This is a genomic window from Trueperella sp. HMSC08B05 (assembly GCF_001808405.1).
GTDB lineage: Bacteria > Actinomycetota > Actinomycetes > Actinomycetales > Actinomycetaceae > Trueperella > Trueperella bernardiae.
Genome location: NZ_KV793230.1, coordinates 28449 through 44819 on the forward strand (window position 1 = coordinate 28449; position 16371 = coordinate 44819).

The following is a 16371-nucleotide window of genomic DNA, read 5'->3' on the forward strand; positions in this document are numbered from 1 at the left end:
GCACGTGGGATACTAGAAATATGAGTGAACAGACCAACGAAGAAAAGGCACACAACCGCACGCAGCGCCCCCAGAGCCAGGCGTTTCGCGAGTTCATCGGCCAGGATTGGGGCGCGCGGCCCGCCGGTCCGGCCCGCATGGAGGTCGCTGATTACACCCCGTCGCGCCACAAGCGGCTCTCGGAGCTATTTCCGGGCGAGCGACTCGTGTTCCCGGCGGGCGATCTGAAGGTCCGCTCGAATGACACGGACTACCGCTTCCGCGCCCACTCGGCGTTTTCTCACCTCACCGGCCTGGGCGGGGAGGACGAGCCGGGTGCGGTGCTCGTGCTCAACCCGGTGGAGGGCGGCCATGAGGCGGTCCTCTACTTCCACCCGCGCGCCCCGCGCTCCTCGGAGGAGTTCTACGCCGATTCCCGCCATGGCGAGTTCTGGGTGGGGCCGCGGCTGAGCGCGCAGGAGATGTCCACGGCCACGGGGTTGAAGGTGGCCCATATTGATGAGATGAAGGACGCGATCTCGAAGGACCTGGGCGCGGTACAGATCCGCGTGGTCCCGCAGTCCGATCCGGCGGTGGAGGCCCTCGTGGCCGAGTTGCGCCAGCAAAACGGGTTGACCGAGGGCGCGGAGCAGGCGGACGCGCGCCTGGCCGAGGCCGCCTCGGAGATCCGCCTGACGAAGGACGCCTACGAGGTGGCGGAGATCCGCAAGGCCATCGATGTCACCAAATCCGGCTTTGAGGAGATGATCCGCGCAATGCCGCGCGCGATCGATCACTGGCGCGGCGAGCGCGTGATCGAGGGCGCCTTCCAAGCCAAGGCCCGCGAGGAGGGCAACGGCCTGGGATACGACACGATCGCCGCGGCCGGTAATCACGCCAACACACTGCACTGGATCACGAATGACGGGCGCTTGCGCGACGGGGAGCTCATCCTTATCGACGCCGGCGCGGAGGTCGATTCGCTCTACACGGCCGACATCACGCGCACCCTGCCCATCGACGGAAAGTTCACTGAGGCCCAGCGTGAGGTGTACGACGCCGTGCTGGAGGCCTGCGAGCGCGCGCTTGAGGTGGCCCAAGACAAGGTGCAGTTCAAGGACATCCACGCGGCCGCCATGGAGGTTATCGCCAAGCACCTGGAGCGGTGGGGGATGTTGCCGGTGTCGGCGGAGGAGTCCCTCTCCCCCGAGGCCCAGTATCACCGCCGGTGGATGCCGCACGGCACGTCCCACCACCTGGGGCTCGACGTGCATGACTGCGCGCAGGCCAAGCGCGAGCTCTACCAGGATTCTTACCTGGAGCCGGGGATGATCTTCACGATCGAACCGGGCCTGTACTTCCGTGAGGATGACCTCAAGGTCCCCGAACGATTCCGCGGGATCGGTGTGCGGATTGAGGACGACATCCTGGTCACGGAGGAGGGGGCGATCCGCCTCTCGGAGGACATCCCGCGCACGGCCGACGCGGTGGAGGCGTGGATGGCCCACCTCCAGCAGTAAGCAGCCCGCACCGTCGGGAAAGGACACAGATGTCAGGAAGCAGAACACGAGTTTTTATTGGACGCTTAGCAGGCACACCCGTCTACGACCCGATCGGTGACCGGGTGGGCAAGGTACACGACGTGGTCGTGGTTTTCCGCCTGCGCGGCCAGCCGTCTGCGGTGGGGCTGGTGGTGGACGTAACCGGCAAGCGGCGCGTCTTCATGCCGCTCACGCGCGTGACGGCGATCGCCAATGGCCAGGTCATCACCACCGGCCTGCTCAACATCCGGCGCTTTGAGAAGCGCCCGTCGGAGACCATGGTGCTCGGCGAGATTCTGGACCGCGAGGTCCAGTTCAACGACGGCTCAGGGCGGGCCGTCGTGGAGGACGTGGCAATCGAGCAGGAGGGGAACCGCGAATGGCGGCTCACCTCATTGTACGTGCGGATGGCGCGCGGCGGGCCGGAGGCCGGAAACACGAAGATCGTGCCCGTCACGTCGGTCACGGGCCTGCGCACGCGCGTGGCCAACCAGGCCGCCACGGCGCTACTGGCCCAGATCAACGAGCTGAAGGCCCCCGATATTGCCGACCTCCTGTCCGACCTCCCGGATGATCGCATCATCGCGGTCTCGCGCCACATGCACGATGACCTGCTGGCGGACGTGCTGGAGGAGATGTCGGACGCGGACCGGGTGACGGTCATGAGTGCGCTTGAGGTGGAGCGCGCGGCCAACGTCTTGGAGGAGATGGAGCCGGACGACGCAGCCGACCTCATCAACGAGCTCCCGCCCGCGCAGGCGGAGATCCTCCTGTCGAAGATGGAGCCCGACGAGGCCCAGGACGTGCGCCGCCTCATGTCCTACGGGGAGCGCACGGCCGGTGGCCTCATGACCACCGAGCCGATGATTCTCTCCCCCGACGCCCCGATCTCTATGCTGCTCGCCGCGGCCCGCCGGGAGGACCTGGCCCCGGCGATCGCCAGCATGTGCTTCATCGTGCGCCCGCCCACAGAGACCCCCACGGGCCAGTATCTGGGCGTGGTCCACCTCCAGCGCGCGCTGCGCGAGCCGCCGTCGGAGATGGTCGGCTCGATCATTGACCAGGTGGAGTCGCTCTCCCCCGACGACGGGATCGGCACCATCACCCGCCTGCTCGCCACCTACAACCTCACGATCTTGCCGGTGGTAGACAACGGGTTGCTGGTGGGCGCGGTCTCGGTCGACGACGTGCTGGACCACCTCATGCCCGAGGATTGGCGCGATGCGGACGAGGAGCAGATCGATACCCATATCGACGAACGCCATGTCGATGATCTGCTAGAAGACCCCACCGATGAGGAGGGCCGCGATGCCTGAGAGTTTCGATCAGCCACTCGGTAAGCGGCGGCGCAGGTGGCGCGCCTCCGTCGATTCGGAGGCCACCGGGGTCATTGCCGAGCGGATCGCCCGCTTCACTGGCACCCCGAAGTTCATCATCTGGCTCACCCTGTTCGTGGGGCTGTGGCTGGTGTGGAACAGCTTCGCGCCCGATCACCTGCGCTTCGATTCGGCAGCGCTCGGCTTCACGGCGCTCACCCTCATGCTGTCCCTGCAGGCCTCCTACGCCTCCCCGCTCATCCTGCTCGCCCAGAACCGGCAGGATGATCGCGATCGGGTGAGCGCCGAACAGGACCGCCAGCACGCAATGCGCACGCTCGCCGACACCGAGTTCCTCCTGCGCGAGATCGCCTCGCTGCGGATGTCGATGCAGGACCTCGCCACCCGCGATTTCGTGCGCTCCGAGATGCGTGACCAGTTCGAATTGCGCGAACGGCTCCTCGAGCGAGAAGAGGAGGTCGCGGAGAAAGACGCGAAGATCGTCGAGCTCGAAGCGAGGCTTGCCCAGCTCGAAACTGGCGAAGGTCAAGGATAGGATAAACGCATGAGTTTACCGAGCATTGAAGACATTAAGGCCGAGCTCGCCAAGGTCATTGACCCGGAGATTCGGCGCCCGATCACCGATCTGGGGATGGTGCGCTCCGTGGAGATCGACGAGGCCGGCAACGTGGTCGTCGGGATCGATCTGACCACGGCGGGGTGCCCGCTGCGGGACACGATCACAGCCGACACCCAGAACGTCGTGGGCGCGATGCCAGGCGTGGCATCCGTGACCGTGAGCATGGGCGTGATGAATGATGAGCAACGCGCCGAGCTGAAGAAGACCCTGCGCGGGGGCGAACCCGAGCGGGTCATCCCCTTCGCCCAGCCAGATAACCTCACGCGCGTGTACGCGATCACCTCCGGCAAGGGCGGCGTGGGCAAGTCCTCCATGACCGTCAACCTCGCCTCGGCGATGGCGAAGGAGGGCCTGAAGGTGGGCGTGGTCGACGCCGATATCTACGGCTTCTCGATCCCTCAAATGATGGGTGTGACCCACCCGCCGCAGGTGGTGGACAACATGATCATCCCACCGGTGGTGCACGACGTGAAGACGATCTCAATCGGCAACTTCATGTCGGAGAACGGCCCGGTGGTGTGGCGCGGCCCGATGCTACACCGCGCGCTCGAGCAGTTCTTCGCGGACGTGTACTGGGGTGACTTGGACGTCCTCCTCATCGACCTGCCGCCGGGGACCGGCGACATCGCACTGTCGGTGTCCTCGCTCATCCCCAAGTCCGAGATCGTGCTGGTCACCACCCCGCAAGTGGCGGCGGCCGACGTGGCGGAGCGCGCGGGCCTCATGGCCAAGCAGACCGACCAGCGGGTGGTGGGCATCATCGAGAACATGTCCTACCTGGCGATGCCGGACGGCTCGCGCATGGAGATCTTCGGCGCGGGCGGCGGCGACGCCGTATCCGCCCAGCTCTCGCGCAATCTCGGCTACAACGTGCCGCTGCTGGCGCAAGTTCCGCTCGAGCAGGACCTGCGCGAGGGTGGCGACGCCGGCACCCCGTTCGCGATCCAGCCGGGCCAGTCGCCTGCGCAGGAGGTGATCCGGGCGGTGGCGAAGACCCTCGCCCATCGTGCCCGCGGGCTGGCCGGCCGCCCGCTCGGGGTCAAGCCAATCGACAACTAAGGTAAGTGACAGCGAAGAGTGTGCGTGGCCGGCATCGCCCCGGCCACGTTCGCGTTAAGATGCTGGTAAAGAGCAACAGAAAGGGGCGGTAGTGGATAAGGCCCAGTCGTGGACGTACGCCGAGCACATCGTCGCGGAATCGGACGTGGTGCGGGTGGCGCGTGAGCACGCCGCGGATCTGGGGGTGGAGGCGCTCTCGGCCGCCACCGGACATTTCCTCACCTGCCTCGCCGCGATGGGCGTGAAAACCATTGCGGAGATCGGCACGGGCACGGGCGTGTCGGCGCTCTACCTGTTGGCCGCCTCCACGGACTCGGTGCTGACCTCCATTGATACCGACGCCGAAGCGCAGGGATACGCGCGGGAGAACCTGGCCGCGGCCCACATTCGCCCCGGCCGCTTCCGGCTCATCAACGGCCGCAGTTCCGACATGCTCCCCCGGCTCGCCTCACGCTCCTATGACCTGGTGCTCGTGGACGGCGATCCGCTCGAAGCCGCGGGCGACGTGTCTGAGGCCCTGCGGATGCTGCGCCCGGGCGGCACGCTCGTGCTCTCCCACGCCCTGAACGACGATCGGGTAGCGGATCCGGCCCGCCGCGACGAGGCGACGGTGGCCCTGCGCAACCTTGGCCGGGAATTGATTGAGGCTGAAGACCTGGTCTCCAGCCTCATTCCCCTCGGGGACGGTGTGTTAGTGAGCGTCAAGCGCTAAAGCTCAAGGACCTTACCCAGGACCTCGTGGAGGGACTTGACCTCCTCGTCGCTCAGTTCGAGCACGAGGCGCCCTCCGCCTTCCAGAGGCATCCTCAAAGTCGTTCCGTGGAGGTCACGCTCCGCCTCGAGCGGCCCGTCTCCCGTTCTCGGTTTCATGGCTGCCATGGTTACTCCTTCCGGGGCACGTTTGCGCCCGATACTCATATTCTACGTTAATACGTGGACCGCGTCAGGTGTTCACTTGCGGCCCCGCCCCAGGTCGGTGGCGCGCGCCGGGCTTACTTCCCGTTCGAACGCTTCTCCTCCGCGAGCCGGTGGACGCCCTCGAGGACGGCCGCGACGGCGTCGTCGGCCGTGTCGACCACCTGGAAGAGCTTCTCGTGACCCTCGGAGATGTAGCCGTCGGCTAGCAGACGGCCCTCGATCCAGTCCACGAGCCCCGTCCAGTACTCGCTGCCCACGAGCACCACAGGGAAGCAGGAGACCTTGTTGGTTTGGACGAGGGTGAGGGCCTCGAACAGTTCGTCCATCGTGCCGTACCCGCCGGGCATGACGATGAAACCCAAGGAATACTTGACGAACATCATCTTACGGACGAAGAAGTAGCGGAAGTCGATGCCGACGTCGACATACTGGTTCATCCCCTGTTCGAAAGGCAGCTCGATGCCGAGGCCCACGGAGACCCCGCCGGCTTCGTGTGCGCCCTTGTTGCCGGCCTCCATGATGCCGGGGCCGCCGCCTGTGATGATGCCGTAGCCGTGGGAGACGAGCTCGCGCGCGATCTGTTCGGCGAGCTGGTAATACTTGTCGTCTTCCGGGGTACGGGCGGAACCAAAGATGGAGATCGCCGGGCCGAGGTCGGCCAGCGCGCCGAAGCCTTCTACGAACTCGGCCTGGATTCGCATGATCCGCCAGGGCTCGGAGTGGATGAAGGAGGGGTCCTGGAATGGGCGCAAGAGCCTGGCATCCGTGGTGGTGTTCGGAATGTGCTTGCCCCGCAACATCACGGGGCCCTTACGGTAACGCTTCTTTTTTGCCATATGGCAAGCGTACAGGTCGCAGATGAACAGCTGGTGCATGCCCGCCCGGATCGACGACGACGCCGCCCGCCCGTTATGGCACGCATCACCACCGCAACACACATATAATGCCATGGGCACAGGTCACAGGCCGTGCTACTCCTGTAAAATATCGGCCATGGATTACATGGATTTGGCCCGCGAAGCGGCGGCAAAGATCGCCGACGTGACGGGCGTCGATAAGCATGACATCGCGCTGACTCTCGGCTCTGGCTGGGGCGGGGCGGCCGACCTCATCGGTGAGGTCGTGGCTGAGATCCCGGCCGAGGAGATCCCCGGCTTTTCTAAGTCGGCGGTGGCCGGCCACGGAGGCAAACTCACCTCGATCCGCCTCAATGATGGCAAGCACGCCCTGGTGCTCGGGGCCCGCACCCACTTCTACGAGGGCAAGGGCGTGCGCGCCGTCGCTCACGGCGTGCGCACTGCGGCGGCCGCCGGAGCGAAGGTCTGCATCCTCACCAATGGATGCGGCTCCACCCGTGAGGAGACCGGCCCGGGTAGCGCCGTCCTCATCTCCGATCACATCAACCTGACCGCTACCTCCCCGCTTGAGGGCGCCACCTTCGTGGACCTCACGGACCTGTACTCGTCCCGCCTGCGCGGGATGGCTCACGACATCGATCCGGACCTGGCAGAGGGCGTCTACGTCCAGTTCCCAGGCCCGCACTACGAAACCCCGGCGGAGGTCCGCATGGCGGCCACGCTCGGCGGCGACCTCGTGGGCATGTCCACCGCACTCGAGGCGATCGCAGCACGTGAGATGGGGATGGAGATCCTCGGCATCTCGCTCGTGACGAATCTGGCCGCCGGTGTGGCGAGCGTCAAGCTTGACCACGCCGAAGTGCTCGAGGCTGGCAAGGCTGCCGGCCCGCGCATTTCCCAGCTTCTCGCGGACATCATTGAACGAATTGCGAAGGAGATGTGATGACCTCACAGCTTTTTGACGACGTCGCGGCGTGGATTGCCGCCGACCCCTCGGCTTCCGACCGAGCCGAGCTCGAGGCGCTTCTTGCGGCGGCTAAGGCCGGCGACGCCGATGCCACGGCCGATCTTGAAGACCGTTTTTCTGGCACGCTCCAGTTCGGCACCGCCGGCCTGCGCGGCGTCATGGAGGCCGGGCCGAACCGAATGAACGCGGCGGTTGTGCGCCGGGCCGCCGCCGGCCTGGTCGCGTGGCTGAAGGAGACGGTGGCCGACGACTTCGTGGTTGTCATCGGCTACGATGCCCGCTACCACTCGGATGAGTTCGCGCGCGACACGGCCGCGATCGTCACTGCCGCAGGCGGCACCGCCCACCTCATGCCCTTCCAGCTGCCCACCCCATTGCTAGCGTACGCCGTGCGCAAGTACGGGGCCGACGCCGGCGTGATGGTCACCGCCTCGCACAACCCGCCCAAGGACAACGGCTACAAGGTCTACCTCGGCGGGCGCGCGGCCAGTGCGGACGGCAACGGCGTGCAGATCATCCCGCCGGTCGATAGCGAGATCGCGGCTAAGATCGCGGCCGCCCCCGCGGCGAACGAGGTCCCGATGGCGGAGGGCTGGAATGTCATCCCCGCCTCGATCGTGGACGACTACGTGGCCGACACCCTCGCCCAGGTGGCAGACGGCCCGCGCGATCTGAAGATCGTCTACACCGCCATGCACGGCGTGGGCAAGAGCCTGGTCCACCCGCTGCTCGAGGCAGCGGGCTTCACCGATGTCGTCGACGTCCCCTCGCAGATCGAGCCCGACCCGGACTTCCCCACCGTCGCCTTCCCCAACCCGGAGGAGGCCGGCGCGCTGGATGAGGCGATCAAGGTGGCGCAGGAGGTGGGCGCCGACATCATCATCGCCTCCGATCCCGACGCCGACCGCTGCTCGGCCGCCATCCCCACCCCGTCTGGCTGGCGTCAGCTGTCAGGCGACGAGATCGGCTCGGTCCTGGGCGAGCAAGTGGGCGCAGCCGCGGCAGCGGCCGGTACGAAGGGCTCGCTTGCCTCGTCGATCGTGTCCTCCCAGCTGCTGTCCCAGATCGCCGCACACCACGGGTTGGACTACCACTCGACCCTGACGGGCTTTAAGTGGATCGCGCGTGCCAAGGACATCCTCTTCGGCTACGAGGAGGCCATCGGGTTCTGCTCCTACCCGGAGCTGGTGAAGGACAAGGACGGCGTCTCGACCGCACTCGTGCTCGCCATCACGGCGGCGAAGATGAAGGCCGAGGACAAGTCCATCCAGGACGTGCTCGATGCCCTGGCGATCCGCCACGGCCTGTACCTCACCGCCCCGGTGACGGTGCGCGTGGATGACCTGTCGATCATCCCGGCCACGATGGCGAAGGTGCGCAACGAGCCGCCCACCGAGCTGCTCGGCCTGCCCGTGGCCTCCATCGAGGACCTGTCCGAGGGCAACGCCGACCTCCCGCCCACGGACGCGTTGCGCATCCGCACCTCCGAGGGCGACCGCGTGATTGTACGCCCATCAGGCACCGAGCCAAAGGTCAAGTGCTACCTCGAAGTGATCGTGCCCGTGGCCGATGCCGACTCGCTCCCGCAGGCGCGTGAGGCGGCCAAGGAGCGCATGGAGCGCTTCAAGGCAGATGTGGCGCAGATGCTCACACTCTAAGCACCTGCGTACACGCGAAGGCCCCCGAAAAATCGGGGGCCTTCGCGTTTCACCAGCTGGCGGCGTCTCCGTGGACCGCACGTGCGGGAGGCAGTCACGCGGCTCGCGTCAACGCCTCCGATTCCGTAGATACTAGTTGGCGAATCCTTCGATGACGGCGCGCGAGGAGGACAGGCCGAGGCGGCTGGCGCCGGCCTCGATCATCGCCTTGGCGGTCTCGGCGTCGCGGATGCCGCCGGAGGCCTTGACCCCGAGGTCCTCACCCACGGTCTCGCGCATGAGCTTGACGGCGTGGGCGGAGGCGCCACCTGCCGGGTGGAATCCAGTGGAGGTCTTGACATAGTCAGCGCCGGCCTCGGCCGCACACTTGCAGGCCTCGACGATCTCCTCGTCCGTCAGCACGGCGGACTCGATGATGACCTTGAGCAGGGCGTACGGGATCGCGTCGCGGACCACGGCGATGTCGTAGCCGAGCGCGTCCCAGTCGTGCTCCTTGGCGTAGCCGAGGTTGATGACCATGTCCACCTCGTCGGCACCGGCGGCAACCGCGCGGGCGGCCTCGGCGGCCTTGATCTCGGAGGCCACGGCGCCCGAGGGGAAGCCGACCACAACGCACAGCTTGACGTCGCCCAGCTCGATGCTGGCCGGCAGCGGGAGCATCGACGGGGAGACGCACACCGAGAAGGTGCCGAGCTCCTTGGCCTCCTCGACCAGCTTGGCCACGTCCTCGATGGTGGCCTCCGGCTTGAGCAGGGTGTGGTCGATCATCTTTGAAACTTCAGTCATGTTTACTCCTTCATAGGTTGCGGGAGCACTGCCCACACAAGCCGTGTCCAGTGCCCAAAGGCGGGCAGCGGCGTTGACCGCTGCGCCATGGAAAAGATGGGGACGCGATACACGGATCCCGACCCCGGGTCGTAGATGGATAGTTCAGGTGAGTCATCGGCGGCCGGCAGTGCCAGCACGACGTGCCGGGGCACGGCGCGTGCCACGCCCTCGGCGAGGTCTCCCCCGGTGAAGAGGGGCACGGGCAGGCCGACGCCGGCAGCGTGCCACGCCCATTGCAGGATCGCGCGCCCGCGTTCGGTGTCCGTATCCACGGGCGTGCTGACGTAGGTGACGTCATAGCCCGCCTGCCGGGCGATCGCCGTCATCTCCCTGGCCACCGCCCACGGCGGCGAGCCGAAGGCGGCCGGCCAGGTGAGCGGGCCGAGCGCCCGGTGGCGCAACTGGGCGTAGATCTCAGCTTCGGCACGCTCCGGCCCCTCGCGCTCCACACGCTCGCGCAGGAGCGGGTCGAAGAGCATACCGGCGGCCAGCACCACCATGGCGCCACAGGTCTGACCCGTGGACTGGGCCAGCCGGCGGCCCCCGTATGGCTCGCCCGCCGCGTCGTCGGCGAACCAGTCCTCGGCCACGAAATCATCGGGCCAGGAGAACTGGATCGGGGTCACGACCGGGCGGGCGAGCCGCGCGAGAATAGTGGACAGGTTCACTTGGCGATGCGATCCAGCACGACCGACTCGCGCGGCCTGTACTCTCCGCCGATCACGACGCCGCCCTCGAGCGCCTCAAGCGCACGCGGGATACGGCCATCTTCGTCGGTGAGGAAGGTCATGAGCTTCTCGCCCTTCTTCACCGTGTCGCCCGGCTTCTTGTACAGCTCGATGCCCGCAGCCAGCTGGACCGGCTCCTCCTTGAAGGCACGGCCGGCACCCAAGCGCCACGAGGCCACGCCCACAGCGAGCGCGTCGAGCTCGGTGAGCACACCATCCTCATCGGCCAACACGTCGTGAGAGTGCTTGGCCACCGGGAGCGGGGCGTCCGGATCACCGTCCTGGGCACGGATCATCTCGCGCCACTTGTCCATGGCACGCCCGTCCTTGAGCGCCTCTTCGATGTCCGCGTCGGGCTGGCCGGCTGCGGTGAGCATCTCGCGCGCGAGCGCCAGGGTGAGCTCGACGACGTCGGCCGGTCCCCCGCCCGCGAGCACCTCCACCGACTCGGCGATCTCGGGGGCGTTGCCCACCTTGAGGCCGAGCGGGGTGGACATGTCGGTGAGCAGGGCGGTGGTGGTGACGCCGGCGTCGGTACCGAGGTCGACCATCGTGCGGGCCAACTCCTGGGCCATCGACAGGTCCTTCATGAAGGCGCCCGAGCCGACCTTGACGTCGAGGACGAGCGAGTCGGTGCCCTCGGCGATCTTCTTCGACATGATCGAGGAGGCGATGAGCGGGATGCAGTCCACGGTAGCCGTCACGTCACGAAGCGCGTACAGCTTCTTGTCCGCCGGCGCCAGGCCGGAGCCCGCCGCGCAGATCACCGCGCCGCAGCCGGCGAGCTGGGTCATGACCTCGTCGTTGCTGAGCGCCGCGCGCCAGCCGGGGATGGCCTCGAGCTTGTCGAGCGTGCCGCCCGTGTGGCCCAGCCCGCGGCCTGAGAGCTGTGGGACGGCCACGCCGTAGACAGCCACGAGCGGGGCTAGCGGCAGGGTGATCTTATCCCCCACGCCGCCCGTGGAGTGCTTGTCCGCGGTGGGCTTGCCCAACGAGGCGAAGTCCATCCGCTCACCCGAGTTGATCATTGCCTGGGTCCACTGGGCGATCTCCTCCCGGTCCATCCCGTTGAGGAAGATCGCCATCGCGAGCGCGGCCATCTGCTCATCGCCCACCACGCCACGGGTGTAGGCGTCAATCGTCCAATTGATTTCGGGAAGCGTCAACTTGTTCTTGTTGCGCTTGGCCCGGATGATGTCAACGACATCAAACTGTTCCGTCATATCAGTCCTTAAAAACCGTCTTCGCCATGTCAACGCTGTCTTCGCTGCCGTACGCGGTGAGGTCACGCGGCCCGAAGGCCTCCGGGAGCACGTACGTCATCGGCTGGGGTCCCGTCTTGGGCATGTACACCAGCAGCTCCGGCCCTCCAAATTCGTACAGCAACTGACGGCAACGGCCGCAGGGAACCGCGGTTTCGCCGTCGCCCTTCACACACCACACCGCCGCGAGCTGACCCCCGCCCGAGCGGACGAGCGCGGAAACCATGCCGTTCTCCGCACACGTGCCCAGGCCGTAGGAGGCGTTCTCCACGTTGCAACCGGAGACATAGCGGCCATCGGTGGTCACGCCCGCCGCCCCCACCGGGTAACCCGAGTACGGCGCGTAGGCGCTATGCATTGCTTCAATCGCCAGTTCTTTTAAGGCGTTCCAGTCAATATTCATGATTTCATGTAGGGGATATTCTCGGCCGCCGGCGGCTTGGACTTACCCACGAAGCCGGCCACGGCAATGATGGTCACAATGTAAGGGATCATGTTGAGCAGGTTGGACGGGATACCGCTGTGTAGCGAGGGCACGAGTTGGGCAACCGCGCGGGCGAAGCCGAACATGACGGCCGCGCCCATGGCACCCACCGGGTGCCACTTACCGAGGATCATGGCCGCGAGGGCGATGTATCCATTACCTGCGGAAATGTTGTCCGTGAACGCCAGGCCCGTTCCGATGGTGAACGAGGCGCCACCGAAGCCGGCCATCGCCGATCCGAGGATCGTGTTGCGCGTGCGGGTGCGGTTGACGTTGATGCCCACCGTGTCCGCGGCCCTCGGATGCTCGCCACAGGCGCGCAGGCGTAGGCCCCAGCGGGAACGGAAGATGAAGATCGCCAGGAAGATCACCGCGGCGTACATGACGTAGACGATGATGGTCTGGTTGAACAGCATCGGGCCGATCACCGGGATCTCGGACAGGCCCGGGATCTTGATCGCACTCAGCGAGTAGCGGTTCGTGTTGAACAGCTGCTGGTCCTGGGTCATGATCGTGTCGTAGAAGAACGCGGTCAGACCGAGCGCCAGCACATTGAGCACCACGCCCACGATGATCTGGTCCACGCCGTAGCGCACCGCGAACAGCGCGAGCAGGGCGCCGAGCAGCGCGCCGGCCACCGGGGCGAAGAGCAGGCCGATGTATGCGTTCTTGAAGAACGACGCCGCCATCACGCCCGCAAACGCACCCGCCAGGAGCTGGCCCTCAATGTTAATGTTAACCACGCCCACGCGCTCACAGATCACGCCGGACATCGCGCCGAAGATGAGCGGGGTGGAGATCGCCACCGTCGCACCCAGGGTGGAGGTCAGCGTGACCGCGCCCGCCGAACCGGCGCCCGCGAAGATGAGGAAGGACAGGATGGTCACGGTGCCCACCAGGAGCATCGTCACCAGGTCCAGGGTGCGGCCCATCTTGCCGTACTTGCCACGCGAGAGCGTGGACAGGATCGACCAGACGGTGCCGGCGAGTGCGATGATGGCAAACACCCACAGGAACAGCGGGGCGTCAATCGTGGCATCGTCCATCGTGTAGGACTGGCTACGGTGCCCCAGGCGCAGGATCGTCTCACCCTTGGCGTTCAGTGCGAAGAAGACCAACAGGAGAGTCGCCAACGCGTACGTGATCGGAAGCTTCCACGACAGGCGAGTCTTTACTTCCTCATTCTCCGCCACCTGCGGAGCCTCGTTGCGAACGTCAACGCTCATTGCTGGCCTCCCTTGTTCAGCTCGTCGGTCGCTTCCGCGGTGTCCTCTGCCATGCTGATCCGGCTCTCGTCCCGCACGGGCTTGACGCTCTCAGTGACGACGCCGGCCGCCACCAGGTCATTCGCGTTCTCTTCGGTCACGTCGATGCCGCGCTCGGTCAGCGTGATGTATTGGCGCAGCGTGACGGTGTTCGTGCGCGGCAGGCGGAAGATCCAGCGCACGAGCGCCGGGGCCGCGATGAGGAGAACGATGATGGACTGCAAGATGAGGATCATGTCAACCGGCACGCCCCTGGTCTGCATGATGTAACCGCCAGCCTTGAAGGCGCCGAACAGCAGGCCCGCGAAGAACGTGCCGAGCGGCTTGTTGCGGCCAAGGAGTGCCACCGTGATCGCGTCGAAGCCGACCGTACCGGCCACGTTCGACGAGACGTACCCGATGGTGCCGAGCGCCTCGTTCGCGCCGGCGAGCCCGAGGAAAGAGCCGGAGACGACCATCGTCAGCGTGGTCACCTTGCCCACCGAGATGCCCGCGGTACGGGCAGCGTTCGGGTTGGCGCCCACCGCGCGGACCTCGAAACCGAAGGTCGAACGCTCGAGCACCCACCAAAACAGGATCGTGGCCAGGATGGCGATGATGATACCCGCGTGGAGCTTGAACGGCGCGGGCAGCAACGGGCTGAGCGCGGCCGAATCGGCCACGGTCGGCGTCTTCGGGAAAGACGAGCCGGGCACCTGCCAGGCCGGCTGCAAAAGGATGTAGCCAAGGGCAAGGGTGGCGATCGAGTTGAGCATGATCGTCACGATCACCTCGTTCGCGCCCGTGCGCGCCTTGAGCACGCCCGCGATTCCCGCGTACAGCGCGCCGGCCACGATGCCCACCAGCAGGGCGAGCAGGGTGTGGATGACCGGCGGGAAGGACATGTTGAAGCCCACCCACGCCGCGCCGAGCGCGCCGAAGATCAGCTGGCCGGCGCCGCCAATGTTGAACAAGCCGGCGCGGAAGCCGAAAGCCAAGCCCAGGCCGCCGATGATGAGCGGGATGGCATAGAAGAAGGAGTCGGTAATCGGCTTGATCTGGCGAACGAAGGTCGAACCCTGCGGGTCGAAGATCGCGCCGCGGAACATCGCATAGTAGGCCTCAAGCACGTTCGAGCCGGTGAGCGCAATAAGAATGCCACCGATGACGAACGCGATGAGCACCGCGAGCACCGACACGAGCCAGCCGGAGCGCACGCACCTGTAGACCAAGCCCTTGATGTAGGTGCCCACGCCCGCCTTGCGCGGGGAGGTCGTATTCTGAGCCATTTAGAGCTCCTCCTTCGGGGTCTGCGACATCGCCAGGGCCTCCTCCTGGGGCACGCCGGCCATCATGAGGCCGAGCGCGTCACGCGAGGTGTCAGCGGGGACGGTGCCGATCACGCGGCCGCGGTACATGACGACGATCCTGTCAGCGAGCGCCACCACCTCATCCAGTTCGGAGGACACGAGGAGCACCGGGGTGCCCGCGTCGCGCACCTCCACGATGCGCTTGTGGATGAACTCGATCGAGCCGACGTCCACGCCGCGGGTGGGCTGGTTCGCGATCAGCAGCTCAAGGTCACGCGAGAGCTCACGGGCCACGACCACCTTCTGCTGGTTACCGCCCGACAGGGTGGAGATTGGGTCGTAGACCGAGGTCAAGCGGATGTCGTACTCCTCCTGCTTGTCCAGCGAATTCTTGTGAATGACCTTGGGGCGAAGCACGCCGCCAGCCGAGAACGGCTTGTCACGGTACTGGTCGAGCACCAGATTCTCGGCGATCGAGAAGCTGGCAATCACGCCGTCCTTGGAGCGATCCTCGGGGATCTGGCCGATGCCGTCTTCGATGGTCTGACGCACGCCGTGTGCGGTGATATCGGTGCCGTTGAGCAAAATCGTGCCGCCCGCAGGCTCCTGCAGGCCGACGATGGTCTCCGCAAGCTCGGTCTGGCCGTTGCCCTGCACACCTGCGATGGCCACGACCTCACCCTTGTTCACCTCGAAGCTCACGCCGTCGAGCACCCTGGTGCCGGCGGAGTCGAACGCGGTGAGGTTGTCAACCACCAGGCCCGGGCCGGCCAGTTTGGCCGGCTCCTTCTCCACCTGCATCATGACCGGGCGACCCACCATGAGGGTGGCCAGCTCGGCCTCGGTGGAGGTCGGGTCTGCCGCCCCCACCACCTTGCCACGACGGATGACCGTGATGTCGTCCGCAACGGCGCGGACCTCACGAAGCTTATGGGTAATAAAGACGATCGAGGTACCGGCGTCCGCGAGCTGGCGCATGATCGCCATCAGCTCGTCCGTCTCCTGCGGGGTGAGCACAGCAGTGGGCTCATCGAGGATGAGGACGCGGGCGTCACGCGAGAGCGCCTTAACAATCTCCACGCGCTGCTGCGCGCCAACAGGGAGATCCTCAATCTTGGCATCCGGGTCAAGGTCAAAGCCGAAGCGGGCGGAGACGTCCTTGACGAGCTTGCGCGCCTTGGCGATATCAATGAGGCCCGCGGCCTTCGTGGGCTCGTATCCCAACGCGATCGACTCGGCGACCGTGAAGACGGGGATGAGCATGAAGTGCTGGTGGACCATGCCGATGCCGGCGGCAACCGCGTCGCCGGGACCGCTGAACTTCTGGGGCTTATCATCCAGAAGAATTTCGCCCTCGTTCGGCTCGTAGAGGCCGTAGAGAACATTCATCAACGTTGATTTACCTGCGCCATTCTCACCGAGAAGCGCATGGATGTGGCCTGGTTCGACCACAAGGTCAATGTGGTCGTTCGCCACGAGGGTCCCAAACCGCTTGGTGATCCCTCTCAGTTCGAGTTTCACGTGTCTGCCTTCCTGTGACAGTAAACGGGGAGGCCCGGCCCTGGACGGGCCGGGCCTCC

Annotated in this window: 16 protein-coding genes; 7 read left to right on the forward strand and 9 right to left on the reverse strand. The window is 66.1% G+C overall.

Annotation, left to right across the window (positions count from 1 at the left end):
* Nucleotides 1–20 precede the first annotated feature (20 nt).
* The 5 genes from HMPREF3167_RS00845 to HMPREF3167_RS00865 all read left to right on the forward strand — a co-directional run bounded on the left by HMPREF3167_RS00845 (nt 21) and on the right by HMPREF3167_RS00865 (nt 5247).
* A complete protein-coding gene (locus HMPREF3167_RS00845) occupies nt 21–1499 on the forward strand; it encodes an aminopeptidase P family protein (RefSeq protein ID WP_070444925.1) in 1479 nt (492 codons plus the stop codon).
* Nucleotides 1500–1528: 29 nt separating this feature from the next.
* Complete coding sequence (locus HMPREF3167_RS00850; RefSeq protein WP_062613930.1) at nt 1529–2836, forward strand: magnesium transporter MgtE N-terminal domain-containing protein; 1308 nt, start codon at nt 1529–1531, stop codon at nt 2834–2836.
* A complete protein-coding gene (locus HMPREF3167_RS00855) occupies nt 2829–3392 on the forward strand; it encodes a DUF1003 domain-containing protein (RefSeq protein WP_062613929.1) in 564 nt (187 codons plus the stop codon). Before HMPREF3167_RS00850 ends, HMPREF3167_RS00855 begins: the two co-directional genes overlap by 8 nt.
* A gap of 9 nt (nt 3393–3401) precedes the next feature.
* Nucleotides 3402–4535, forward strand: a complete 1134-nt coding sequence (locus HMPREF3167_RS00860; RefSeq protein ID WP_068538470.1) for an Mrp/NBP35 family ATP-binding protein — start codon at nt 3402–3404, stop codon at nt 4533–4535.
* A 91-nt stretch (nt 4536–4626) separates the two neighbouring features.
* A complete protein-coding gene (locus HMPREF3167_RS00865) occupies nt 4627–5247 on the forward strand; it encodes an O-methyltransferase (RefSeq protein ID WP_068538471.1) in 621 nt (206 codons plus the stop codon).
* Here the strand turns inward: HMPREF3167_RS00865 and HMPREF3167_RS00870 are convergent.
* On the reverse strand, nt 5244–5414 hold the full coding sequence (locus HMPREF3167_RS00870) for a DUF3117 domain-containing protein (RefSeq protein ID WP_068538472.1): 171 nt from the start codon (nt 5412–5414) through the stop codon (nt 5244–5246). The two genes, HMPREF3167_RS00865 and HMPREF3167_RS00870, sit on opposite strands and share 4 nt — an antisense overlap.
* A gap of 113 nt (nt 5415–5527) precedes the next feature.
* Complete coding sequence (locus tag HMPREF3167_RS00875) at nt 5528–6289, reverse strand: LOG family protein (RefSeq protein WP_062613959.1); 762 nt, start codon at nt 6287–6289, stop codon at nt 5528–5530.
* Between the two features lie 157 nt (nt 6290–6446).
* Between HMPREF3167_RS00875 and HMPREF3167_RS00880 the strand changes: the two genes are divergently transcribed.
* Nucleotides 6447–7253, forward strand: coding sequence for a purine-nucleoside phosphorylase (locus tag HMPREF3167_RS00880; RefSeq protein WP_148132362.1), 807 nt, complete (start codon nt 6447–6449; stop codon nt 7251–7253).
* Complete coding sequence (locus HMPREF3167_RS00885) at nt 7253–8935, forward strand: phospho-sugar mutase (RefSeq protein WP_062613925.1); 1683 nt, start codon at nt 7253–7255, stop codon at nt 8933–8935. The genes HMPREF3167_RS00880 and HMPREF3167_RS00885 overlap by 1 nt, the downstream gene beginning before the upstream one ends.
* 132 nt (nt 8936–9067) lie before the next feature.
* Here HMPREF3167_RS00885 and deoC read toward each other — a convergent pair whose 3' ends face one another.
* The 7 genes from deoC to HMPREF3167_RS00920 are packed head-to-tail and all read right to left on the reverse strand — an operon-like array spanning nt 9068 to nt 16312.
* Nucleotides 9068–9721, reverse strand: a complete 654-nt coding sequence (deoC, locus tag HMPREF3167_RS00890) for a deoxyribose-phosphate aldolase (RefSeq protein WP_068538474.1) — start codon at nt 9719–9721, stop codon at nt 9068–9070.
* A 2-nt stretch (nt 9722–9723) separates the two neighbouring features.
* Entirely contained in the window at nt 9724–10431 is a 708-nt protein-coding gene (locus HMPREF3167_RS00895) for a hypothetical protein (RefSeq protein ID WP_070444931.1), read from the reverse strand.
* The gene (locus tag HMPREF3167_RS00900) at nt 10428–11714 is read right to left on the reverse strand and encodes a thymidine phosphorylase (protein ID WP_062613922.1); all 1287 of its coding nucleotides are present in this window, start codon (nt 11712–11714) and stop codon (nt 10428–10430) included. Before HMPREF3167_RS00900 ends, HMPREF3167_RS00895 begins: the two co-directional genes overlap by 4 nt.
* Nucleotide 11715: 1 nt before the next feature.
* Nucleotides 11716–12156 carry a cytidine deaminase gene (locus HMPREF3167_RS00905; protein WP_062613921.1) on the reverse strand — a complete coding sequence of 147 codons (441 nt, stop codon included), beginning with the start codon at nt 12154–12156 and terminating at the stop codon, nt 11716–11718.
* Nucleotides 12153–13463: an ABC transporter permease gene (locus HMPREF3167_RS00910; RefSeq protein WP_068538475.1), complete on the reverse strand. Its 1311-nt coding sequence runs from the start codon at nt 13461–13463 to the stop codon at nt 12153–12155. The genes HMPREF3167_RS00905 and HMPREF3167_RS00910 overlap by 4 nt, the downstream gene beginning before the upstream one ends.
* A complete protein-coding gene (locus HMPREF3167_RS00915) occupies nt 13460–14770 on the reverse strand; it encodes an ABC transporter permease (RefSeq protein WP_083281005.1) in 1311 nt (436 codons plus the stop codon). Before HMPREF3167_RS00915 ends, HMPREF3167_RS00910 begins: the two co-directional genes overlap by 4 nt.
* Nucleotides 14771–16312, reverse strand: a complete 1542-nt coding sequence (locus HMPREF3167_RS00920) for an ABC transporter ATP-binding protein (protein WP_070444934.1) — start codon at nt 16310–16312, stop codon at nt 14771–14773.
* Between the last annotated feature and the right edge of the window lie 59 nt (nt 16313–16371).